This is a genomic window from Cedecea sp. (assembly GCF_036500665.1).
In the GTDB taxonomy this organism is placed as follows: Bacteria; Pseudomonadota; Gammaproteobacteria; order Enterobacterales; family Enterobacteriaceae; genus Cedecea.
The window spans coordinates 1-23,524 of the sequence record NZ_DASYBS010000081.1 but is presented as its reverse complement, the minus strand read 5'-3'; the positions used below and the strand labels follow the sequence as shown (position 1 = coordinate 23,524).

22 protein-coding genes are annotated in these 23,524 nt (G+C 55.9%); 13 read left to right on the top strand and 9 right to left on the bottom strand.

Translation table 11 applies throughout. The features are described 5' to 3' along the window. Positions 1-12: 12 nt before the first annotated feature. From flgG to VGM55_RS12430, 7 genes are read left to right on the top strand one after another with little or no spacing between them, the layout of a single operon-like run. Entirely contained in the window at positions 13-798 is a 786-nt protein-coding gene (flgG, locus tag VGM55_RS12460; protein ID WP_154185263.1) for a flagellar basal-body rod protein FlgG, read from the top strand. 27 nt (positions 799-825) lie between these two features. Further along, complete coding sequence (flgH, locus tag VGM55_RS12455; protein WP_154185262.1) at positions 826-1,491, top strand: flagellar basal body L-ring protein FlgH; 666 nt, start codon at positions 826-828, stop codon at positions 1,489-1,491. A gap of 12 nt (positions 1,492-1,503) precedes the next feature. Next, on the top strand, positions 1,504-2,595 hold the full coding sequence (locus tag VGM55_RS12450) for a flagellar basal body P-ring protein FlgI (RefSeq protein ID WP_154185261.1): 1,092 nt from the start codon (positions 1,504-1,506) through the stop codon (positions 2,593-2,595). 9 nt (positions 2,596-2,604) lie between these two features. Beyond that, on the top strand, positions 2,605-2,994 hold the full coding sequence (locus VGM55_RS12445) for a rod-binding protein (RefSeq protein WP_154185260.1): 390 nt from the start codon (positions 2,605-2,607) through the stop codon (positions 2,992-2,994). Positions 2,995-2,997: 3 nt separating this feature from the next. Beyond that, entirely contained in the window at positions 2,998-4,368 is a 1,371-nt protein-coding gene (flgK, locus tag VGM55_RS12440) for a flagellar hook-associated protein FlgK (RefSeq protein WP_331635630.1), read from the top strand. Between the two features lie 20 nt (positions 4,369-4,388). Next, entirely contained in the window at positions 4,389-5,306 is a 918-nt protein-coding gene (flgL, locus tag VGM55_RS12435) for a flagellar hook-associated protein FlgL (protein WP_154185258.1), read from the top strand. A 2-nt stretch (positions 5,307-5,308) separates the two neighbouring features. Then, positions 5,309-6,316, top strand: a complete 1,008-nt coding sequence (locus tag VGM55_RS12430) for a hypothetical protein (protein WP_154185257.1) — start codon at positions 5,309-5,311, stop codon at positions 6,314-6,316. Between the two features lie 75 nt (positions 6,317-6,391). Here the strand turns inward: VGM55_RS12430 and VGM55_RS12425 are convergent, their stop codons facing one another. The 4 genes from VGM55_RS12425 to VGM55_RS12410 all read right to left on the bottom strand — a co-directional run bounded on the left by VGM55_RS12425 (position 6,392) and on the right by VGM55_RS12410 (position 9,121). Further along, positions 6,392-7,183: a phosphate/phosphite/phosphonate ABC transporter substrate-binding protein gene (locus tag VGM55_RS12425; RefSeq protein WP_154185256.1), complete on the bottom strand. Its 792-nt coding sequence runs from the start codon at positions 7,181-7,183 to the stop codon at positions 6,392-6,394. Then, positions 7,176-8,177 carry a fatty acid desaturase gene (locus VGM55_RS12420; RefSeq protein ID WP_414648259.1) on the bottom strand — a complete coding sequence of 334 codons (1,002 nt, stop codon included), beginning with the start codon at positions 8,175-8,177 and terminating at the stop codon, positions 7,176-7,178. The genes VGM55_RS12425 and VGM55_RS12420 overlap by 8 nt, the downstream gene beginning before the upstream one ends. 188 nt (positions 8,178-8,365) lie before the next feature. Further along, entirely contained in the window at positions 8,366-8,785 is a 420-nt protein-coding gene (locus tag VGM55_RS12415; protein ID WP_331635628.1) for a VOC family protein, read from the bottom strand. 162 nt (positions 8,786-8,947) lie between these two features. Then, positions 8,948-9,121: a YfgG family protein gene (locus tag VGM55_RS12410; RefSeq protein WP_034809523.1), complete on the bottom strand. Its 174-nt coding sequence runs from the start codon at positions 9,119-9,121 to the stop codon at positions 8,948-8,950. A 358-nt stretch (positions 9,122-9,479) separates the two neighbouring features. On the opposite strand from VGM55_RS12410, the gene VGM55_RS12405 reads away from it, so the two are divergent. Then, positions 9,480-11,738, top strand: a complete 2,259-nt coding sequence (locus tag VGM55_RS12405; RefSeq protein WP_154185253.1) for a sensor domain-containing phosphodiesterase — start codon at positions 9,480-9,482, stop codon at positions 11,736-11,738. Positions 11,739-11,742: 4 nt separating this feature from the next. On the opposite strand, the gene ppx is transcribed toward VGM55_RS12405, so the two are convergent. The 4 genes from ppx to purM all read right to left on the bottom strand — a co-directional run bounded on the left by ppx (position 11,743) and on the right by purM (position 17,371). After that, entirely contained in the window at positions 11,743-13,284 is a 1,542-nt protein-coding gene (gene ppx / locus VGM55_RS12400; RefSeq protein WP_154185252.1) for an exopolyphosphatase, read from the bottom strand. 23 nt (positions 13,285-13,307) lie between these two features. Beyond that, positions 13,308-15,368, bottom strand: a complete 2,061-nt coding sequence (gene ppk1 / locus VGM55_RS12395; protein WP_331635627.1) for a polyphosphate kinase 1 — start codon at positions 15,366-15,368, stop codon at positions 13,308-13,310. Between the two features lie 327 nt (positions 15,369-15,695). Then, positions 15,696-16,334 carry a phosphoribosylglycinamide formyltransferase gene (gene purN / locus VGM55_RS12390; RefSeq protein ID WP_331635626.1) on the bottom strand — a complete coding sequence of 213 codons (639 nt, stop codon included), beginning with the start codon at positions 16,332-16,334 and terminating at the stop codon, positions 15,696-15,698. Continuing rightward, a complete protein-coding gene (purM, locus tag VGM55_RS12385) occupies positions 16,334-17,371 on the bottom strand; it encodes a phosphoribosylformylglycinamidine cyclo-ligase (protein WP_331635625.1) in 1,038 nt (345 codons plus the stop codon). Before purM ends, purN begins: the two co-directional genes overlap by 1 nt. Positions 17,372-17,595: 224 nt before the next feature. On the opposite strand from purM, the gene upp reads away from it, so the two are divergent. The 3 genes from upp to VGM55_RS12370 all read left to right on the top strand — a co-directional run bounded on the left by upp (position 17,596) and on the right by VGM55_RS12370 (position 20,392). After that, positions 17,596-18,222 (top strand): uracil phosphoribosyltransferase, encoded by a 627-nt coding sequence (upp, locus tag VGM55_RS12380; RefSeq protein ID WP_038480095.1) that lies wholly within the window; start codon positions 17,596-17,598, stop codon positions 18,220-18,222. Positions 18,223-18,306: 84 nt separating this feature from the next. After that, positions 18,307-19,593 (top strand): uracil permease, encoded by a 1,287-nt coding sequence (uraA, locus tag VGM55_RS12375; RefSeq protein WP_331635624.1) that lies wholly within the window; start codon positions 18,307-18,309, stop codon positions 19,591-19,593. 97 nt (positions 19,594-19,690) lie between these two features. Further along, positions 19,691-20,392 (top strand): DnaA inactivator Hda, encoded by a 702-nt coding sequence (locus VGM55_RS12370; RefSeq protein WP_218167095.1) that lies wholly within the window; start codon positions 19,691-19,693, stop codon positions 20,390-20,392. 31 nt (positions 20,393-20,423) lie between these two features. Here VGM55_RS12370 and VGM55_RS12365 read toward each other — a convergent pair whose 3' ends face one another. Continuing rightward, the gene (locus VGM55_RS12365; protein ID WP_331635623.1) at positions 20,424-21,584 is read right to left on the bottom strand and encodes a pyridoxal phosphate-dependent aminotransferase; all 1,161 of its coding nucleotides are present in this window, start codon (positions 21,582-21,584) and stop codon (positions 20,424-20,426) included. A 149-nt stretch (positions 21,585-21,733) separates the two neighbouring features. On the opposite strand from VGM55_RS12365, the gene mtnC reads away from it, so the two are divergent. Then, positions 21,734-22,417 (top strand): acireductone synthase, encoded by a 684-nt coding sequence (mtnC, locus tag VGM55_RS12360; protein WP_154185247.1) that lies wholly within the window; start codon positions 21,734-21,736, stop codon positions 22,415-22,417. Further along, positions 22,414-22,956 carry a 1,2-dihydroxy-3-keto-5-methylthiopentene dioxygenase gene (locus VGM55_RS12355; protein ID WP_038480110.1) on the top strand — a complete coding sequence of 181 codons (543 nt, stop codon included), beginning with the start codon at positions 22,414-22,416 and terminating at the stop codon, positions 22,954-22,956. Before mtnC ends, VGM55_RS12355 begins: the two co-directional genes overlap by 4 nt. The last annotated feature ends 568 nt before the right edge of the window (positions 22,957-23,524 follow it).

The following is a 23,524-nucleotide window of genomic DNA, read 5'->3' as shown; positions in this document are numbered from 1 at the left end:
GGATAACGAACGATGAATCCAGCTTTATGGATAAGTAAAACCGGGCTCGCGGCGCAGGACGCCAAAATGGGCGCGATTTCCAATAACCTCGCCAACGTGAATACCTCCGGATTTAAGCGCGACCGCGTAATGTTCTCGGATCTGTTTTATCAGAACCAGCGTACGCCGGGCGGCCAGCTCGATCAAAACAATACCGCGCCAACCGGCATTCAGTTTGGCAGCGGCGTGAAAATCGTCGGCACGCAGAAAGAGTTCTCTACCGGCAATATCCAGAACACCGGGCAGGATCTGGATGTGGCGATTACCGGGCAGGGTTTTTTCCAGGTGGAGACGCCGGATGGCGAAATCGCCTATACCCGCGCCGGAAACCTGCAGCGTAATCAGGAAGGGGTAATAACCAACGCCGCTGGCCTGCCGCTGGTACCGCAAATTGAGCTGCCGGCGAACACCAAAGAACTGCAAATCGCAAAGGACGGCACCGTGATGGCGCAGGTTGGCGGGGAAACCGATCCGGTTGAGCTGGGGCAGATTACCCTGGTGAACTTCGTCAATCCGGCCGGCCTGGAAGCCGTAGGGGGCAACCTGTATCGCGAAACCGCTGCCAGCGGCGAAGCGGTGGAAGGGATCCCCGGCGAAGAGGCGTTTGGTCAGCTGGAGCAAGGGTCGCTTGAAGGATCTAACGTGCAGGTCGTTGAAGAGATGGTGGACATGATAACCGTTCAGCGTGCCTACGAAATGAACGCCAAGATGGTGTCCGCCGCCGACGATATGCTCAAGTTTGTCACCCAGACGATGTAATGATGGGTTAATGAAGTGAAGAGAGTCATGAAAAAGCAGGGTGTTATCGGTTTACTGGCATTGATGCTGGCCGGGTGTGAAAGCCCGGCTTTGCTGGTGCATAAAGACGATGCGGCCTTTGCGCCGCCGGAAGATTTTGTCATGCCGGATACGGCGGTGCAGGGCGGCGGCGTCTACAACGGCGGCTATAACTGGTCGCTGACCCAGGACCGTCGTGCCTATCGTGTGGGGGATATTCTGACCGTACGTCTCGATGAGTCTACCCAGGCCAGTAAGCAGGCGCGAACTAACTTTGGCAAGAAAAATGACGTCACGCTTGGCGTGCCGCAGGCTTTTGGCCATTCGGTTGAGAAGCTTAGTGGTTCCGTCGACGGCGATCGTAATTTCAACGGCAACGCCAGCTCCCAGCAGCAAAATAGCCTGCGTGGCTCGATTACCGTCGCGGTGTTCAAAGTGCTGCCAAACGGCGTGCTGGCGGTGCGCGGCGAGAAGTGGCTCACCCTTAACCAGGGCGACGAGTACATGCGCGTAACGGGTCTGGTCCGTGCCGATGACGTGGAGCGTGATAACACCGTTTCTTCCCAGCGTATCGCCAATGCCCGAATCTCGTATGCAGGACGCGGCGCGCTGAGCGACGCGAACGCTGCGGGCTGGTTGACGCGTATCTTCAACCACCCGCTGTTCCCTATCTAACCGGAGCCGACGATGCGTAACGTAGCGCTTTTCCTCATGCTCCTGTGGAGCACCTGCCCGCTTGCCGAAACGCTGGGCAACATCGTGGATATCCAGGGTGTGCGAGGCAACCAGCTGGTGGGCTATAGCCTGGTGGTCGGCCTTGATGGCTCCGGCGATAAAAACCAGGTGAAATTTACCAGCCAGTCGGTGACGAACATGCTGCGCCAGTTTGGCGTGCAGCTACCAACAAAAATCGACCCGAAGGTGAAAAACGTTGCGGCGGTCGCTATCAGCGCCACGCTACCGCCGGGCTACGCTCGTGGGCAGTCGATTGACGTTACCGTTTCTTCCATTGGCGACGCCAAAAGCCTGCGCGGCGGCACGCTGCTGCTAACCCAGCTCCGGGGCGCCGATGGCGAAGTCTATGCCCTGGCGCAGGGCAACGTGGTCGTTGGCGGCGTGAAGGCAGAAGGGAACAGCGGCTCAAGCGTCACCGTGAATACGCCAACGGTAGGGCGTGTGCCGAACGGCGGGTCCATTGAACGCGAGATCCCAACCGATTTCCAGGACAACAGCCAGGTGATGCTTAATCTCAAGCGCCCAAGTTTTAAAACCGCCAATAACGTTGCCGTAGCGCTAAACAGCGCCTTTGGCGCGAACACGGCGACCGCACAAAGCGCGACAAACGTGGCGGTAAGGGCACCGATGGATCCGGGCGAGCGCGTGAGATTTATGTCGATGCTGGAAGACGTGCAGGTAAACGCCGGGAAACAGCCTCCGCGCGTGGTGTTTAACGCCCGTACCGGCACGGTAGTTATCGGCGATGGCGTGGTGGTACGTGCCGCCGCCGTTTCTCACGGTAACCTGACGGTCACCATTCGTGAAAGCAGTAACGTCAGCCAGCCGGGGGCGTTGAGCCAGGGACGCACCGTGGTTACGCCGGACAGCGACGTCAACGTTAATCGCGGGCGCGGCCAGATGGTCACTATTCCGGCCGGAACCAGCCTGCGCAGCATTGTGAGCACCATTAACAGCCTGGGCGCGGCACCGGACGACACGATGGCGATTTTACAGGCGCTGCATGAAGCCGGCGCGCTGGATGCCGAGCTGGTGGTGATTTAAGGACCCCACATGATCAATCCGATTAACCGTCAGCAAACCATCCTGCCCGGCGACATGACCGGGCAGGCAAAACCGCAAAACATTGAGCAGGCTGCCGAGCAGTTTGAAGCGATGTTCCTGCGTTCGATGATGCAGCAGATGCGCAAAGCCTCGGATGCCATGGCCGCCGAGGACAGCCCCTTCAACAGCAAGCAGCAGCGCATGATGCGAGATTTTTACGACGATCGCCTGGCCTCCGAGCTGGCCTCGCAGCGCAGCACCGGCATTGCCGGGATGATTATTGCCCAGCTGGCGCCCGCCGGCGTTAAGGAAGAGGCGAAAAGTGCCGCTTTACCGCAGCAGCCCTCAGAATTATCTACCCCGGTCATCCCCGTGATGCGTCGCGGTCAGGAGTTATAACAGATGAGCATGATTAATATCGCCTACAGCGGCATTCAGGCAGCACAAACGGGGATGAGCGTCACCTCGATGAACATTGCCAACCTGTTGACGCCGGGCTACAGCCGCCAGGGCCTGCTGCAAAGTTCGATGGGGCCAATGGGCCAGGTCGGTCTGTCCGCAGGAAACGGCGTGCAGGTGGACAGCATTCGTCGTATTTCTAACCAGTACCTGGTGAATCAGGTCTGGCAGACGAACACCAAAGCCAGCTATTTCACCTCGGGGCAGCAGTATCTTGGCGCGCTGGAAGAGGTGATTGGTACCGACTCTACGAGCCTGGGTAACGGACTGGACGAGTTTTTTGGCGCCCTGAGCGCGATGACCACTCAGCCAGAATCTCCGGCGCTGCGCCAGCAGCTGTTAAACCAGGCCAGCTCCCTGGCCACGCGTTTTAACAGCATGAATGACTTTATCACTAGCCAGAAAAATTCACTCTCCACCCAGCGTAACGCGGCGGTGGAAAGCATCAACTCGCTAAGCTCCGGTATTGCCAGCTACAACCAGAAAATCATCGAACTGGAGTCTACCGGCGGCAACAGCAGCGTGCTTCGCGATCAGCGCGATGAGCTGGTGAAAAAGCTCAGCGAGCTGGCGGACGTGAAGGTTACCGAAGACGGCAGCGGGAGCTACACCGTGGCCCTGAAGGGCGGCCAGCCGCTGGTTAGCGGCAAAACGGCCGGTGAAATGAAAGCGGGCGTGGATGCCAACGGCAACAGCACCCTCAGCCTGAAGTTTTCCACCAGCGAATTCAGCCTCAATCCTTCGACGGGCGGCCAGCTTGGCGCGCTCTACGACTATGAAACGACCACGCTGAAAGAGATGCAGGGCGCGATTCAGGGCATGGCTGAAGCGGTCGCAGATCTGTTTAACAATCAGCTGGCTCAGGGGTTCGATCTCAACGGTAATCCGGGCAAGCCGCTGTTTGTTTTTGACCCGAGTAACAGCGCGGGCATGCTGCAGGTGACCGACCTGAAGCCCGATGAGATTGCGCTGTCCGGCGCTACGGGCGAGCCAGGCAACGGCGATAACCTGCAGCTTCTTATCGACCTGAAAAATAGCAAAACGAACATTGGCGGCCTGGGCAATATGAGCCTCAACGAGGGCGCTGCGGCGATTATTTCCCGCATCGGGATCGCCAGCCGCCAGAACAAAACCGAACAGGAAGCCGCTATTGCAGTTGCCAGTCAGGCTCAGAACCAGCGCGATAACCTCAGCGCGGTCAACGAGGACGAAGAGGCGATCAACCTGCAGATTTACATGCAGTCCTACCAGGCCAACCTGAAAGTGATCGCCACGGGCGACCAGATCTTCAGCGATCTGCTTAACCTGTTCTAACGAGGATTGAGATAAACACTATGCGAATCAGTAGCCTTTACAACTCCTCGCAGATGCTCAGCCAGCTGGGCAAAAACAGCGAGAGCATCAGCAAGCTGATGCAGCAGCTCTCTACGCAGAAGCGAATTAATGTGCCGTCGGACGATCCGGTGGCTGCCAGCCGACTGGTGCAGCTTAACCGCGAACAGTCGGCAATCCAGCAGTATCAGAGCAATATCACCAGCATTAGCGGAACGCTGGCAAGCCAGGAGTCTCACCTGCAGGCAATGAACGATCAGCTGCTGGCGCTGAATGACAGGCTGCTTGCCGCGGCTAACGGCACCAATAGTCAGCAGGATATGGCGAGCTACGGTGCGGAACTTGAGTCGATGCTGGACTCGCTGGTGGCGTCGATGAATGCACAAAATGAAAACGGCAGCTATCTGTTTGCCGGTACTAAAACTGGCACCAGGCCGGTACAGTGGGATGAAACGGCGAAAACGTTTGTTTTTGCCGGTAATGATGGCTCGCGCGAGACAACCGTCGCGAATGGTGTAAGCATTAAGGAAAATACCAACATTGCCAGCGCATTCTCCTCAGGCAATGACGATCTGGATATGCTGAACAAGCTCAAAGCGCTGTCGCAGAAGATGCAGGATCCGGCCATTCCAGTAGAGGATTACCAGAGTGAAATAGACGACATGCTGAAATCCGCTACCGCCACGCGGGATAACGTGTCGGCTATCTTTACCGATGTGGGGGGCCGCCAGAACCATTTAACGCTGCTGAGCAACGCACATACCGACGTCAGCGCGGCAAACGACCAGGTGGTACGCGATCTTGCATACAGTGACCCGGCGACCGCGACGGTGAACCTCAAACTGTTTATGAATTCCGTACAGATCTCCAACCAGGCTTACAGCATGATCGGTAAGCTCTCTTTGTTTAGCGTGATGTAGCCATGCAGGTTGGTTTAGCCACAACAACATCTTCCCAGGCCGCCGCGCTTAGCCGCGGCAATATCGATGCCCCACAGTCCGTTCAGCGTCGTAAGGTTGAAGATGCCGCTTCATCCCGCAGCCCGTTTCCTGAAGCGGCACTGCTGTCCACTCGTCCCCTGCGCTACAACGTCCAGCTTAACCAGCAGCTGACGGCGGTTCAGCAGGCGGACAGCTATCTCTCCAGCACCGAAACCCAGCTTTTGCAGCTTCGCCATGCGGCGAGCCAGGGAAAAGGCCAGGCAGAGGCGGCCGGGCTTGAACGCCTGCTTTCGCGCCGCACGGCGCTATCCGGCGGTACGATTGACCGCCAGTTTAACGTTAAGCTGCAAAGCCAGTCGCAGGTGAATTTCACCCTGCCCGGAAGCGAGAAGGTACTGAACTCGCCGGGTGGTGAAACGCTGATCTTTATGTTGGGCGGCGCAAAGCGAGAGCTGGCCGCCGTTGCCTTGCCCGCAGAAGGATCGCCTCGTACCGTGTTGACTCGTCTTAACATTGGGCTAGGCCGGATGGGCATTCACGCCAGCCTCGACAGAAGCGGGCAGGTGAATTTCAGCGTCGATGAGTCCCGCTGGGAGCAGGTCAGCCAGCAGCTCAGCGTGCGTGGGGAAGGGCATAATTTCCCGTCTGATTCATTTACCTTGCTGGCGGCGCAGCCGGAGATGGCTCAGCAGGAAGCGTTGGTGCAGCTGGCGGCGCGTCCGGATAGCAGTCGTGACGGGCAATTACGCCTGCAGCAGGCGCTGGAGCAAATAACACTGCAGCGCGGCAAGCTGCGGGCGCATCAGGATCGCGTTCGTTCACGTATTGATGAAATGGCCACGCCGTATAGCCCACAGCAGGCGCAGGAAACGGCGCAGGCGCTGGGCGGCGTGCTGGAAAAAAGCGGCGACAGTTTTTCCACGCTTAACCGCGCGCTAGGGGCGCAGGCGAATGTGCAGCTTGCAACGGTAAAGAATTTGCTCGGATAACGTAGGTGTTTTTCCCCTCTCCCTGAAAGAGGGAGGGGACAGCGAGCGTGTCGGGATGAGGGGAAAAGCCATCACTTAAAGCGTCAGTAACCCGCTTGCCGCCGCTTGTTGGGCCGCATCGGAAATCGGCTGGTAATCCTCACGCCGGGTAACGCTGAAATCCTTAATCAGCAGCGCCTCGCGCACTTCACGCCATTCAGGTTCGCTCACCAACCGCTTCAACGCACTCCGCAATTTTTCCAGCTCAACGGCAGAAGTGTGCGCCGAGGTTATTATGGGTAACCCCGGGACCAGAGCGGTCGTGCCGATAGACACAAGGCCCTCTACGCGCCCTGGCTCGTGGCGAGCAACCAGCGCCAGGGTAACCGCATCAATGGCCGCAATATCGCTCGTGCCAGCCTGTACCTCGGCCAGCGACTGGCGGTGGCTGCCGCTAAACGCGATGTCCGAGAAGAACTTACCGTCTTTTTGTCGTGGTGCGACGAGGCTGCGCAGGCCGTGATAGCCGGACTGGGAATCGTCACTGTTGCAGACGACCCGCTTGCCCCGAAAATCTGCCAGCGTATTTCCTGCATCGGCTTCCCGAACAATCAGCTGGCTGCTGTAGTTAAATCCTTCGCAGCCTCGAGCCTGATAATGAAACGTACCGACGACCTGCACATGGGGCAGCAGGGCGCGCAGCGGATAACCGCAGGTTTGGCTGAGCAGCAGTTGCGGCTCCTGCCAGTGGGTCAGGCGGTCTTCGGGTTCGCTATAAATCAGGCCGTCCAGCCCCTCTTCACGCAGCAGCTGTCGCAGCGCGGCTAACAGCGCTTCGGTATCGGGATGGTACACGTCGTACATCGGCAGAGAGAGAAGCTTACTCATGGGCTTTCTCCTGCTGCACGGTATCCTGGGCCAGGCGACCGTCCGGGAAAAATGGGTTAATTTCCACCTGAATCGGTTTTATCAGGTGCTCACGCATCAGTTCGCCGTAGCCGTTCACGAAGAAGCCCTGATTACGCTTCAGGTATTCCTCTTTGTAGGAACGGTAAACCGTCGGCAAGCCGTACCAGGGAATGCGCGGCAGGTCGTGGTGTACCGAATGATAGTTAAGGTTTAAGAACAGCAGGCGCCAGAACATTCCGGCTTCGTTAATGACCGTGCGCGCTTGCGGATCCTCCGCCGCGCGATGCTCAAAGAAGGAACGAACTTTGGTCATTGCCAGCATCGGCCAGGTGACCACCAGAAGATAGTGGATGACGGAGAAATCATGCTGAACCAGCCAGCCAATAACCGGGATAAGCAGCAGTATATGTACCGTCCACATGATCATTGCCGGGCGATTAGCGCTGCGGAAAGATTCCCAGATATTGACTACCGTCCAGCGCATAGTCAGCATCGGCGTTAACAGCAACCTGCCGGGGAAGGTATTGCGCAGGCGCACCAGCAGGCGCTGAATGCCGCTAAAATGCTGCCAGCGTCGGCGGGTAAAATAGTAGCTCTCCGGATCGGTTTCCGGGACGGTTAAATCTTCATCCTGATGATGTTTAAGATGCAGATCGCGATAAGTTCCGTACGGGTACCAGATAGAAAAAGGCATTAGCCCGAACAGCTGGTTAAGGCGAGGGAAACGGGTCGGGTGCCCGTGCAGCAGTTCATGCTGCAGCGACATATACCAGGTGGCGAGCCAAATAAGCAGCAGCGTTGCCGGGAGCAGGCCAAGGGTTTTCCACCAGGCAACGGTGGCAAACCATCCGCCATAGATAGTGATGATCAGCAGCCAGGTCGGCAGCTCCGTGCGCCACAGCCAGGAACGTTGCAGTTTGTGCACAAATTCCCGCTGTTCTTGATGTAAATAAACTGACGATCTTCCACTCATTTAACCAACCACTGCCCACAATTAACCGATTAATTGAGCAGAGAGTAAATCGTCGTCACTAAAGCCCATAGGAATATAAATTGCTATGCTTAGAACAGAAAATGCTTAACAAAAGGGGAGGGATCGCCGGGGCGTTTGGGGATGCAAGAACAAGAAAAACAGGGCGATGTTCTGCCGCCCTGAGTGCACTACATCGACTCAATTCCCACTCGCTGACCGTAGGATAATTCAAGCGTGTTGCCGTCCGGATCGGCGAAGAAAACAAAGTAGCCCACCGGGTCACCCAGCTGCTCCGGCGCTCTGCGCAGTACGCCTTCTGCTCTTGCCATTTCGGTTTTCCCATCAATCTCCGCTTTCGTCGCGCAGGCCACGCCGAGATGACCAAAATTCCCCAGAGGGGTGTCGGTAGGCGTATCCGCCTGCACCAAAACCAGCGCAAAGGGACGGGTGCGATCGCTTAGCCAGGCGACCTTGCGCGCATCAGGCAGGTTGGGTTCGCGGTGGTGAATCACCTTCATTGCGGTGTAGCGGAGGTAGAAATCAACGCTTTTATCCAGGTCCTTCACCATAAATGCGACGTGGGTAAAGCCAACATCAATGTGTTCCATAGTTCGCCCATTCAGCTGTTTTTGATGGCGCGACTTTACAACCTCAAGTCAACTTTAGGTCAAGGTTGGGGAGCTTGTGAATTGGGGCTTGAGCACTTTTGAACAAGTCAAAAGAGCAGCCAGAGAACTGAAGAGAAGGCAAATCCCGAAGGGGCGCACGGACTAGCGGTTAGCGCTGTCCACCTGCTGGCTGCTTTGTTGGGTTTCCGCTTTTTTATCCTGATGGTGATACCACGCGCCAATGGAGGAATAAATAAAACGACCAAAAAAGAACAGAAAACTGATGAGCAGAATGATGCGGGTCATGCGATTATTAAAGCGGTTTCGTCTCTGCATAGTCGTAACCTGTGTCACGCAAGGGTCCTTAGAGTTGGCCCGGCAACGGCGGGCGACGGGGTTATTTAGTCACACTGAACAACTCAGGTCAATTATTCATCATGCGAAAATAGGCTGGTTGAATGATTAGTGGGCACTTCATATGTGAGATGAATTTATTGAGGACGACGCTGAACCGTGTTCAGTCTGAATTTTACCCTCGGCGGCGTTTCAATTGATTGATACTGATGTACATCAATTATTATTGATGTTAGCTAACTAAAATTTGCCCTCCATTCCGTAGAAATATGGGCCGCGGTTAACCGGAAAGGATATCCGGGAGATACCCGAAGAGGGATAGGGATTCTGGCGAAGATGTATGCAACTGGCTACCTGGTATAAAAACTCAAAAAATAAATGGTGGGCGTTGCCCCTGGTTCTCCCCAGCCTGCTATTGCCGCTGGTGGCGATGTTCAACGCACAAACGGTGCTGGAAGGTGGGCGAGTCTTCCTGCTGTACATGTCGCTGGCGTTACTGACCGCGTGCGTTCTGCTGTTTGGCCGGGCGGCGTTTCCCGGCATAATTCTGGCCCTGTTGATTCGCTATCTTCCCTCACTGGGCGCGCAGGTTTCGCTGCTGGCCCTTTTCCATTTTATCCTGCCGATAGCCATTAGCTGGTGCTGTTACCGCTACTTTGTGCCGCGGCGCAGCGCGGTGACCTTTGGCATGCTCCAGCTGATAACTCAGCGCATGTTTTGGCTGGTACTGGTTAACGCCATACTATTTCTGATGTTCTATGAGCTGGGGTTATATTTTGGCTGGTACGACCGAACCTTCTCCATTCTTGCCGCTACACCGTGGAGCATCCGTACATTAATTAATTTTCAGGCCGTGCTGGTCGGGGGGTTAACCGGGCTGCCGTTTTTTTATTTCATTTTGCGGATGGTAGTGAACCCGCGGTTTATCAAAAGTTTCTGGTCACGCATGCGGGCACAGCGGCAAAAGGGCGTGACGAAAACAGAAATGCTGATGTGGGTGGCGACTGTCGGGCTGCTTATTTGGCTGCTGTTGTTCCCTATTAGCCAAAGCAAAACCATTTTTAATACGGACTATACGCTGACGCTTATTCTGCCGGTGATGTTATGGGGGGCGATGCGATTTGGCTTCCTGTTTATCACCAATGTCTGGACCGTGGTGCTGATTATTCTGTGCGGTGGATTCCATAATTATCTGCCGCCGGATATGGGGTTCCAGCTGCACTTCGCGATAGCCTCATCCTGCTATGCGGTTTTTTCTATCACTATCTATCTGATGGCCGCGGTGACAACCCGCCAGCGCTTTTTGCACAACAAGGCACGACGCGTGGCGTTTATTGACCCGATGATGCAGATGCCTAACCTCCGTGCGCTGTGCCGGGACCTGGGAAATACGCCGTGGTCGGCATTGGGCTTCGTGTCTATTCCCGAACTGGAGCTGCTTGGGCGTAATTATGGCGTACTGCTGCGTATTCAATATAAACAGCAGCTGGCTGAGTTTTTGCGCGGCGAGCTGTCCCCCGGTGAGAAGGTCTATAACCTCTCCGGGCATGACCTCGCTCTACGCCTCAACTACGAGTCCCATCAGGAGAAAATAGAGTCTATTTATGAGCACGCCAGGCGGTTCCGTTTCATGTGGGACGGTATGCCGCTGCAGCCGCAAATCGGCATTAGCTATTGCTTCGTGCGCCACCCGGTTTCACACCTCTATTTATTGCTCGGTGAGCTGAGCACCATGGCCGGGCTGTCACTCTCCACTCAGCATCCTGAAAGTTTGCAGCAAAAGGGCTCAAATCACATACAAAATGCGGTAAAACGCAAAGTGGAGATGATGAACCGCCTGCAAAACGCGCTCGACGGTGACCGTTTTGTCCTGATGGCCCAGCGTATTGAGGGGCTAAGGGGTGACGTGTACCATGAGGTGCTTTTGAGAATGCGTGGCGACAACGGCGAACTGCTGTCGCCGGATCTGTTTTTACCGGTCGCGCATGAATTTGGCCTTTCATCGCGCATTGATCGGTGGGTACTCAATGCCTCCCTGCAGTTTATGGATCGCCACCGTGACCGACTGCCGGGGTGCAGGCTTGCCATTAACCTGACGCCCGCCTCGGTATGCCAGTCCCAGCTTCCGGAAGAGGTTCAGCATCTGCTGACGAAGTACCGCATTGAACCGTGGCAACTGGTCTTTGAGGTGACGGAAAGCCACTCGTTAACCAACCTTGAACAGGCCAACGTGACGCTGAAGATGCTGCAAAGAATGGGCTGCCGGATTGCCATCGACGATTTTGGGACCGGCTATGCCAGCTATGCGCGCCTGAAAGAGCTGAGCGCCGATATTCTGAAAATTGACGGCAGCTTTATCCGTAATATTTTGACCAGCAGCCTGGACTATCAGGTGGTGAGTTCGATATGCCAGCTCGCAAGGATGAAGAAGATGCAGGTCGTGGCGGAGTACGTTGAAACTGAAGCGCTTAGGGAAGCCGTGCGGGCAATGGGAATAGACTATGTCCAGGGGTATTTGATTGGTCGCCCGCAGCCGCTGGAGAGCCTTGTAGAGGAACAAAGCCCCCCCGCACCGGATGGCGTAAAGGGGCTTGAATAGTCTGTCAGGCGGAGAGTGCCGCTTCGGCCTCTTCCTCGATAGTCAGCTTCCATCCGGTCATGCTTTCCCAATACTGTTGCTCGCGCTCCAGATCGAGCTGTACCAGCGTGTTCAGGCTAAACCAGTCGTGCGGGAAGCGCAGCGTCCAGTGGTTATCGTCGGTTTCCAGCACCAGCGTTGGCGGCGTTGTTGTAGCCTGGCGCTGGTTATTCAGCAGCGTGGCGAGACGGATAATCTGAATCAGCGGCAGAAACTGTTTCTTTTTAAACAGCGTAAAGCGCGGTAGATCGTCCAGCTTGATAGCCTTGCGGTGGTAGCGCACCAGGGAAGCCATCAGCATCTGCTGCTCCTGATTGAAGCCGGGCAGGTTGCTGTTTTGCAGAATGTAGGCAGAGTGACGATGCATCCCGCTGTGGTTGATGCTCAGCCCGACCTCGTGCAGCATCGCGGCCCACTTCAGCAGCGCGGCCATTTGCGGGTTAGCCAGTTTGTGATTCTGCTTTTCCCACTGCTGATAAAGCAGTTCTGCGGTTTCCAGCACCCGACGAGCCTGATCGCTGTCGATATGGTACTGTTCCGCCAGGCTTTGCGCGGTGCGAATACGGATATCCTGATGGCGGAAACGGCCTTCCATTTCGTACAGCACACCTTCACGCAGCGCACCGTCTGAAAGACGCAGCTCGCGAATGGCGAGCGCGTCAAAGACGCCGCACAGAATCGCGAGGCCCGGCACAAACACCGCTTTGCGCTCTTCGGACAGTCCCGGCAGGCTCAGGGCGTCGAAGGTTTTAAACTTCAGCACTTCCTGCTGCAGCATTTCCAGACGTTCCGGAGTGATAGTCCCGTCTTTCTCGCCCATTTCAATCAGCACTTCATGCGCCGCCTTGATAGAGCCGGATGCGCCCAGCGCGACCTTCCAGCCCTGCAGGCGATACTGCCAGGCAAGCGTTTCCAGCTTCTGGATAGCCGCCATACGCGCGCGCTTAAAGCTTTCCGGCGTGATGACCCCGCCGGGGAAGAAGTTTTGCGCAAAGCTGACGCAGCCCATACGGCGGCTTTCGACCAGCATCGGCTCAAAATCTTCACCAATAACCAGCTCGGTGGAGCCGCCACCGATATCAATAACCAGCTTGCGGCCACGCTCTGGCTGAGTGTGTTCGACGCCCATAAAAATCAGGCGCGCTTCCTCGTTCCCGGGAATAATTTCAATCGGGTAGGGGATGACTTTCTCAGCACGTTTCAGAAACTCGGCGGCATTGGTGGCCTCGCGCAGCGAGTGGGTGCCCACAATGCACACGTTGTCGGCTGCAAATCCCTGCAGACGTTCGGCAAACAGCGCCAGACAGGAAAGCCCACGCTCCATGGCCTCCTCACTTAACTTATTATCGGGGCCGAGGCCGTCCGCTAGGTGCACGCGCTGCTTCAGGCGGCCAATGATTTGCATGGCGCCATCGACCACACGGGCTATGACCATGTGGAAACTGTTGGAGCCGAGGTCGACCGCAGCGAACTCCTGCGGCCGTGGAGCATGGTTTGATATCGGCATAATTTTATCTTCGCCTGAGAGCGTTAGTCAGGTTGTTCCAGAGATTTAATATAATCGTAGATCGCCAATTGCGAACGCACTTTACGGCGATTGCCGCGCGGTACATAGCGATTACTCAGTTCTTTGTCGATGATACGCGCTTTCACCGTGTCGTTAAGCTGGATATCAATGATATCCAGCATGCGCTGCTTCAGGCGCGGATCGAGGACCGGTACGGCCACTTCAATACGGTAGTCGATGTTACGGGTCATCCAGTCGGCGGAAGAGAGGAAGACTTTCTTATCGCCGCCGTTTTCAAAGATATACACCCGGTCGTGTTCGAGGTAACGGTCAACGATGCTGAGTACGCGAATATTATCGCTGATCCCGTCCAGCTCTGGAATCAGTGAACACATACCGCGTACCAGCAGGTTAACCTTCACGCCGGAGCCGGAAGCTGCGTACAGCCTGTCTACCAGGCCTTTATCCACCAGGTTATTCAGCTTCAGCGTGATCCCGGCCGGCTGTCCTTTCTGGGCGTTAGCAATTTCTCGATCAACCAAATCATACAGCAGGCGGCGCGAGTTTTGCGGGGAAACCAGCAGATAGTCGAAGGTCACCGGGCGGTACGGGTTTTCGATAAAATTAAACACGCGGCGCACTTCATTGGTAATGCGCGCATCGGCGGTTAACAGCGAATAGTCGGTATAGAGACGGGCGGTTTTCTCGTTAAAGTTACCGGTTCCGATGTGCGCATAACGCACGATCTCTTCACCTTCCATACGCGAGATAAGGAACAGCTTGGCGTGGATTTTCAGACCCGGTGCCGAGAAGATAACGTGTACCCCGGCGGCGGTCAGGCGTTTGGCCCAGTGAATGTTGGCCTCTTCGTCGAAGCGTGCCTGTAGCTCAACCACCACGGTGACTTTTTTGCCGTTGTGGGCGGCATGGATCATCGAATCAATAATGCGTGAGTCTTTCGCCACGCGGTAGATATTGATTTTGATCGCCAGCACGCTGGGATCGAACGAAGCCTGACGCAACAGTTCCAGTACGTGTTCGAAGGTATGATACGGGTAGTAAAGCAGTACGTCGCGCTCGCGAATGGCATCGAAGCCGTTACGGAACTTATCGAACCAGATATGGCGAAGGCGCGGCAGCGGCTTGTTCACCAGGTTGGCTTTGCCAACGTTCGGGAAGCCGATGAAGTCTTTAAAGTTGTGGTAACGGCCACCGGGGATAATCGAGTCGTAATTGGATATGGTCAGCTTGTCGCGCAGCATTTCCACCATCGCATCCGGCATATCGCGCTGATAAACGAAGCGCACCGGCTCGGCGGTCAGACGCTGTTTCAGGCTGGAGGACATCAGTTCCAGCAGGCTGGATTCCATTTCGGTGACCAGATCGTACTCGGCGTCACGCGTCATCTTCATCGAGTAGGCGTTGAGCGCGTCGTAATCGAAGAACCCTTTGAAGATATCGTCCAGGCAGTAACGCAGGATGTTATCCAGCAGGATCATTGGCTTGCGGCGGCGCGGTGCTTCCGGCGGCAGGTTAACGAAACGCGGCACCTTGTCCGATGGGATTTCCAGCAGCGCATAGCGGATGGTATCCCCGCGGATAATTTCGACCGCCAGATAGGTGTAATCGTCCTTCAGAAATTGCACCAGGTCGGTGTCGCGGTTAATCAGGATCGGCGTGATGTGTGGGCGAAGCTGGTGTTTAAAGTAGCTGCGCAGCCAGCTTTGCTGATTTTCGGAGAGCTGACGCTCGTTAATCAGGAAGATTTGATTGCGCGCCATCTCCAGCAGCAAATCATTGTACAGGCCGTCGAACTCCTGATCGGCCTTCAGCACCCGGGCCTGAATCTTGTTCAGCAGGTGGCGCTGGTTGGAGGGGGAACCCTGTTCTTCACTGATTAAAATACGCCGCTTCAGTTCCGCGAAGCGTACTTTATAGAATTCATCGAGGTTATTGGAATAGATGCCGAGAAAACGCATCCTTTCAATCAACGGGTTGAGCTTGTCCGCCGCTTCCTGCAGAACGCGTTCGTTAAAAGACAACCAGCTCAGTTCTTTTTCGATATACAGCTTATCCTGACCCATTAGTCCTCACACTCCGTTTTCGTGGACGTGGCAATGCCGTCACCGTCACGTCAGTTATTATGGCGAGCTTTAGCGGAGAATGTCCAACTATGCAGATGAAACTCTCTCATCTGACCATGACAACTTTATGAGAGACAGACAAAAATGTAGAAGCGCTTTCAATCTGGTTAAAAACTCAAGTGAGAGCAAAACTTGCAGAAGGCATAAAAAAATAAACCTGGAAAATCAATTCATTGATTTTCAGCAGATAAACACAAAGAGGGAAAAACCACGTTTTTTCCCTCTTTGTTCAGAACTTAAAAGGGCCGAAGCCCTTTTTATCTCATATTACTCTGCAGCGTGGCCCTGCGGGGGCAGCTGCACGTCATCAAGCCAGGCGGCGTTGTGGCGCATTTTTAAACGACCATCGATGAACCAGCTCACGACCAGCGGGTAAATCGCGTGTTCCTGATGCTGAACGCGGGCGGTGATTTCGTCCTCGTCATCCCCTTCAAACACCGGCACTTTGGCCTGCAGAATAACCGGGCCGCCGTCCAGCTCGTCGGTGACAAAATGCACGGAGGTACCGTGCTCTTCGTCGCCGTTCTCCAGCACCTGGCGATGCGTATGGAGGCCGGGGTATTTCGGCAGCAGGGAAGGGTGAATGTTGAGTAAACGACCGCTGTAGCGGGCCACAAAAACCGGGCTGAGAATACGCATGTAGCCCGCCAGCACCACAACGTCCGGCGCCCAGGCATCGATCTCCTGCATCAACTGGCGGTCGAAGGCCTCACGGCTGGCAAATTCGCTTGCCGCCAGAGCATGGGCGGGGATCCCGGCTTCGCGGGCTCGCTCAAGGCCGAACGCGTCGGCCTTATTGCTGAACACCGCGCTGATGGTGCCGTTAATCTTTTTTTGCTGGCAGGCATCAATGATTGCCTGCAGATTGCTTCCGTTGCCGGAAATCAGCACCACAATGTGTTTCATTACTCGATAACCACGCGCTCTTCGGAATCAGATGCCTTGATGATACCGATTTTCCACGCCTTTTCACCTTTGGCCTGCATTAGCTCAACGGCTTTATCCGCCTCTGCTGCCGGCAGGGCAATGACCATGCCCACGCCGCAGTTAAAGGTGCGGTACATTTCGTGGCGGCTGATGTTGCCGGCCTGCTGCAGCCAGTTGAATACCGCCGGCCACTGCCAGGAAGATTCGGTGATAACGGCCTGAGTATTGTCCGGCAGAACGCGCGGAATGTTTTCCCAGAAGCCGCCGCCAGTCAGGTGGGCGATGGCGTGAACGTCCACGCTTTCAATCAGCGCAAGGATGTTTTTCACGTAAATGCGGGTCGGTTCGAGCAGGTGATCCGCCAGCGGTTTACCTTCAAGAATCGTGGTCAGCGGGTCGGTGCCGCTCACTTCCAGCACTTTGCGCACCAGCGAATAGCCGTTGGAGTGCGGGCCGCTTGAACCCAGCGCAATCAGCACGTCGCCGTCGGCTACTTTGGAGCCGTCAATGATTTCAGATTTCTCAACCACGCCAACGCAGAACCCGGCCACATCGTAATCTTCACCGTGGTACATGCCCGGCATTTCAGCGGTTTCGCCGCCAACCAGCGAGCAGCCTGACTGCAGGCAGCCTTCGGCGATGCCGGTAATAACGCTTGCTGCGGTATCCACGTCCAGCTTGCCGGTTGCGTAATAGTCGAGGAAGAACAGCGGCTCGGCGCCCTGAACCACCAGGTCGTTCACGCACATGGCTACCAGGTCAATGCCGATAGCGTCGTGACGTTTTAAGTCCATCGCCAGACGCAGCTTGGTGCCCACACCGTCGGTGCCGGAAACCAGAACAGGTTCGCGATATTTTTGAGGCAACGCGCACAGCGCACCGAAACCGCCCAGTCCACCCATTACTTCCGGGCGGCGGGTCTTTTTCACTACGCCTTTAATTCTGTCTACCAGAGCGTTACCAGCATCAATATCTACACCGGCATCTTTATAGCTGAGAGAGGTTTTATCGGTCACTGCTCGTTCCCCACGGGTGGCATAAAATAAAAAACGCGGCAATTCTAACAGTGCAGGCAAACGTTTGCGAGCCTCTTATCATCGGCAAGAAAAGAATTCCTGAGATAGAATCAATCCAGTCTGGTTGATCTCGATCATCCCATTAGCTGTAGCGCAGCGGCAAAAAAGCGGTATAATCCGGCGATTTTTTTTGTGGTAGCCAACTATCTCGGGGGAGAAAGAGTATGAAGATCGTGGAAGTGAAACACCCACTCGTCAAACACAAGCTGGGCCTGATGCGTGAGCAAGACATCAGCACCAAGCGCTTTCGTGAACTCGCCTCTGAAGTGGGCAGCCTGCTGACTTATGAAGCTACTGCGGATCTGGAGACTGAGAAAGTCACCATCGAAGGCTGGAACGGCCCGGTGGAAGTGGACCAGATCAAAGGCAAGAAAATTACCGTTGTGCCTATTCTGCGTGCCGGCCTGGGCATGATGGAAGGCGTTCTGGAAAACGTACCGAGCGCGCGCATTAGCGTGGTGGGCGTTTACCGTGATGAAGAAACGCTGCAGCCGGTGCCATACTTCCAGAAGCTGGTTTCTAATATAGAAGAGCGCATGGCGCTGGTGGTTGACCCAATGCTGGCAACCGGCGGCTCCATGATTGCCACCATCGACCTGCTGAAAAAAGCAGGCTGCACCAGCATTAAGGTGCTGGTACTGGTTGCCGCGCCGGAAGGCATTGCCGCGCTGGAAAAAGTACACCCGGACGTAGAGCTGTTCACCGCCTCTATCGATCAGGGGCTCAACGAGCACGGGTACATTATTCCTGGCCTCGGTGATGCGGGCGATAAGATATTTGGTACTAAATAATAAAATGAGCCGACTTCGAAAGTCGGCTTTTTTTTGATTTCAGCAAACACCGTTCGTTAAAAATAACACGTAGAGGAAAACAACATGACCCGCCGCGCTATTGGGGTAAGTGAACGACCGCCCTTACTGCAAACGATTCCGTTAAGCCTGCAGCATCTGTTTGCCATGTTCGGCGCGACCGTACTGGTACCGATTTTGTTCCACATCAACCCGGCGACGGTGCTGCTGTTCAACGGTATCGGCACGCTGCTCTACCTGTTTATCTGTAAGGGTAAAATCCCGGCTTACCTCGGGTCCAGCTTCGCGTTTATCTCCCCGGTGCTGCTGCTGCTGCCGCTGGGTTACGAAGTGGCGCTCGGCGGTTTTATTATGTGCGGCGTGCTGTTCTGCATCGTGGCGCTGATCGTGAAAAAAGCCGGGACCGGCTGGCTGGACGTGATGTTCCCTCCGGCGGCGATGGGCGCGATTGTGGCGGTTATCGGCCTTGAGCTGGCGGGCGTGGCGGCGAATATGGCTGGCCTGCTGCCGGCGGAAGGGGCTTCACCGGATTCCACCACCATTATTATCTCGCTGGTGACGCTGGCGGTGACGGTGTTTGGCTCGGTGCTGTTCCGCGGTTTTATGGCGATTATCCCGATTCTCATCGGCGTGCTGGCGGGCTATGCGCTCTCCTTCGCTATGGGCGTGGTGGACGTGACGCCAATCCGCGAAGCGCACTGGTTCGCGCTGCCAACTTTTTATACGCCTCGTTTTGAATGGTTTGCTATCTTCACCATTCTTCCTGCCGCACTGGTGGTGATTGCCGAACACGTGGGCCACCTGGTGGTCACCGCTAACATCGTGAAAAAAGACCTGATCCGTGACCCCGGCCTGCACCGCTCGATGTTCGCCAACGGTATCTCTACCGTGTTCTCCGGCTTCTTCGGCTCCACGCCAAACACCACCTACGGTGAAAACATTGGCGTGATGGCTATCACCCGCGTTTATTCGACCTGGGTTATCGGCGGCGCGGCAATTATTGCTATTCTGCTCTCCTGCGTCGGCAAGCTGGCGGCAGCGATTCAAATCATCCCGGTACCGGTGATGGGCGGCGTGTCTCTGCTGCTGTACGGCGTGATCGGCGCATCCGGTATTCGCGTGTTGATCGAGTCCAAAGTGGATTACAACAAAGCGCAAAACCTGATCCTGACCTCCGTTATCCTGATCATCGGCGTGAGCGGTGCGAAGGTGCATATCGGCGCGGCGGAGCTGAAAGGCATGGCGCTGGCAACCATCGTTGGCGTGGGTCTGAGCCTTATTTTCAAACTTATCAGCATACTGCGCCCGGAAGAAGTGGTGCTGGACGCCAAAGAGAACGACGCTCACCACTGATCGTTTAGCCACCGGGCGGATCCTCGCCCGGTTCTATCCTTCCCCAAAACTGTGATAGACTCATCGCGATTTTCTGCCTGTTATGGTTGAGGTACTTCTGAATACGCCGGCACAGCTCTCACTGCCACTCTATCTTCCCGACGATGAAACCTTTGCGAGTTTCTGGCCGGGTGACAACCCTTCTTTATTAGCCGCACTGCAGTCGGTACTCCGTCAGGATCACAGCGGGTATATCTATTTCTGGTCGCGGGAAGGCGGCGGGCGCAGCCATTTGCTGCATGCGGCCTGTGCGGAACTTTCCCAGCGCGGTGAAGCCGTGGGCTACGTGCCGCTGGATAAGCGCACCTGGTTTGTGCCGGAAGTGCTTGATGGAATGGAGCAGCTCTCGCTGGTTTGCATCGACAATATTGAGTGCGTAGCCGGGGATGAACCGTGGGAAATGGCGATTTTCAATCTCTATAACCGCATTCTGGAGTCAGGGAAAACGCGCCTGCTGATCACCGGCGACAGGCCGCCGCGCCAGCTAAATCTGCAGTTACCGGACCTGGCTTCCCGCCTGGACTGGGGGCAAATCTACAAGCTGCAGCCGCTTTCCGATGATGACAAGCTACAGGCGCTCCAGCTGCGTTCCCGGCTGCGGGGGTTTGAACTGCCGGAAGACGTGGGGCGCTTTCTGTTAAAACGCCTCGATCGTGAAATGCGAACCCTGTTCATGACGCTCGATCAGCTCGATCACGCCTCAATCACCGCCCAGCGCAAGCTCACCATTCCGTTCGTCAAAGAAATCCTCAGCCTGTAATTTTCCCCGTCCTGCGACGGGGAACGCTTTATTACACCTTACGTAATCTTTCTGCCGCTGCGTCCAGCGTCGCTTCCTGTTTGGCAAAGCACAGGCGAATCAGCTTGTGCGGGAAGGCATCCGCGCAGAACACCGACAGCGGGATTGCCGCCACGCCCACTTCTTTGGTTAGCCACTGGCAGAAGCTCACGTCATCGAGATCGGAAATGGCGCTGTAGTCCGCCAGCAGGAAATAGGTGCCTTCGCACGGCAGGATTTCGAACCGGCTGTCCGCCAGCGCCTCAACAAAGCGGTCGCGGCGTGCGCGGTAAAATTCCGGCAGTTCACGATAATGCTCCGGCTCGGCGCGCAGCATATCGGCAATCGCAAGCTGCGCCGGGGTATTCACCGCAAACGTCAGGTACTGGTGCACTTTACGCAGCTCCGCGCTGATGGCCGCCGGCGCCACGCAGTAGCCCACCTTCCAGCCTGTCATATGGAACGTTTTGCCGAAAGAGGACACAGAGATAGCGCGCTCGCGCAGCTGCGGGTGAGCCAGCACGCTGGCGTGGCCTTGTTCGTCGAAGCAAATATGCTCGTACACTTCGTCGCTCAGCACATAAACGTCGTGCTGCCCGATGGCCTGCCACAGCGCGGCAAAATCACTTTTGCGCCAGACGGTAGCGGACGGGTTGTGTGGCGTGTTAAGAATGACGAGGCGAGTTTTGTCGCTCAGCAGCGCAGCAAACGCCTGCCAGTCAACGCGAAAGTGAGGCGGCTGGAGCGAAATACGCTTGAGAATACCGCCGGAAAGCGTCACGGCCGGGGCGTAGCTGTCGTAGCTTGGGTCAAAACAAATCACCTCATCGCCCGGACGAACCAGCGCGGTGATGGCGGCATAAAGCGCTTCTGTTGCGCCAGCTGTGACCGTGATATCGGTATTGGCATCCGGCTTGTGGCCGTACAGGGCTTCGGTTTTCTCGGCGATGGCTTCACGCAGAGGCTGGACACCTGTCATCGGGGCATACTGGTTCGCGCCCTGGCTTACGTGAAACGTCAGGCGTTCCTGCAGGAAGCGCGGGCCGTCAAAATCCGGGAAGCCCTGGGAGAGGTTAATCGCGTTGTGCTGCTGCGCCAGAGCGCTCATCTGAGTGAAGATGGTGGTGCCGAGCGCGGGCAGTTTGCTTTCTGGAATCAAAGGGGAGTGGCTCATTATTCTTCGACCTTAACGTGATGCGTGTGTTTCCCTGTGTTGCCGGGACTATAACACGATGTTAAGATTTAGCAATCAAGACGCTTAGACGTCTAAATAATAATGACCTCAGTTGCAAACATAACGCAGCGCTAACGGCTGGAGAGATAATGATTCGCGCCATTGTTACCGATATTGAAGGCACCACCAGCGACATTCGCTTTGTGCACAACATCCTGTTCCCGTATGCCCGCGAACGCCTCGCAGGTTTTGTTCGCGCGCAACAGAATGAAATTGCCCCAATACTCAACGACCTGCGGGCGGAAATTAATGAACCGCAGGCGGATATTGATCGGCTGATTGAGACGTTGTTTAGCTTCATGGATGTAGATCGTAAATCTACCGCGCTTAAAGCGCTGCAGGGCCTCATCTGGCGCGATGGCTACGTGAATAGAGACTTCACCGGCCATCTCTATGATGACGTTCTGCCCGCGCTGAAGGCCTGGAAACAGCAGGGCATTGCCCTGTATGTCTATTCGTCTGGCTCGGTGGCGGCGCAGAAGCTGCTCTTTGGCTACAGCGACGCCGGGAATATTACCGATTTGTTCAGCGGCTATTTTGATACCCACGTCGGAGCCAAGCGTGAAGCGCAGTCCTACCGCAACATCGCGGAACAGGCCGGCGTGGCGCCAGAGGCGCTGCTGTTCTTGTCTGATATTCACCAGGAGCTGGATGCTGCGCGGGAAGCCGGTTGGCAAACCGTGCAGCTGATTCGCGGCGAGGCCGATGAAACAAGCAGCCATCGCCAGGTAAACCGTTTCGACCACATTAATCCGGAGTCGTTTTCTTCATGAGCGCATTGACCATTTTTACCGATACCGAAGCAAAGGAGCCGGTATGGCACAGCACGGACGCGCAAGAAATTCGCGAGCAGCTGAACGCAAAAGACGTGCGTTTTGAGCGCTGGGAAGCGAACCAGGATTTAGGAGCTAATCCGACGTCGGAGACGGTGATCGGGGCCTACCAGCACGCTATCGACAAGCTGGTGGCGGAGAAGGGCTATCAGAGCTGGGACGTTATCAGCCTGCGTGCGGATAACCCGCAGAAAGACGTGCTGCGCACCAAGTTCCTGTCCGAGCATACCCACGGCGAAGACGAAGTCCGTTTCTTTGTAGAAGGCGCGGGGCTGTTCTGCCTGCATCTGGACGACAAGGTGTATCAGATCCTGTGCGAGAAGAATGATTTGATTTCCGTCCCGGCCGGAACGCCGCACTGGTTTGATATGGGGTCAGAGCCGCACTTTACCGCGATTCGTATTTTCGATAATCCGGAAGGCTGGGTGGCTCACTTTACCGGTGATGCGATTGCGGATGCTTATCCACGTTTGCCGTAGTTGATGAGTTGAGTTGAGTTGAGTTTTTCCCTGGAAGGGCTGTAACTTAGTCACAAATTCCCGCGACGATGTAGGAGCGGCAAACATTCCGTTCACTTCCAGTCCTGTTTTATATGAAGCCCCCGTACCGGTTCACGGCTCGGGGGAATCACCGTCATTCCCCCGAGACCCCGGACTCCCGGCGAAATAAATCGACCGCTAAAGCGGCAGACCTCCGTTTTATCTCCCTGTCCTGGGTCGGCTGAGATGCGTTCCCGACGCTCTCAGCCTCCGGCCGTTCCCGACGTCCGGACCCTGGCCAGTCGGAGAGAAAACCGAGGCGATTTAAGCCGGAACCGAGCCTCGCTTCAAATCCGCAGCCACGCTGAAAGTCACAGGCGCTGCAAGTCCCACAGCCACGCCCTTGTCCCCGGCTCTCATCGCCCCCGGTTATGACCCAACTCAGGCGGGGTTGAGCTGCCGGGAGCAGCGAAAGAGAGCGATCGTCGGGAACGAATCGCGAACGACCCCGACTGTTTGGGTGATAGCCGGTGGGTTTACCGCTTCAGCGGCGATGAGCTCGCCGGGC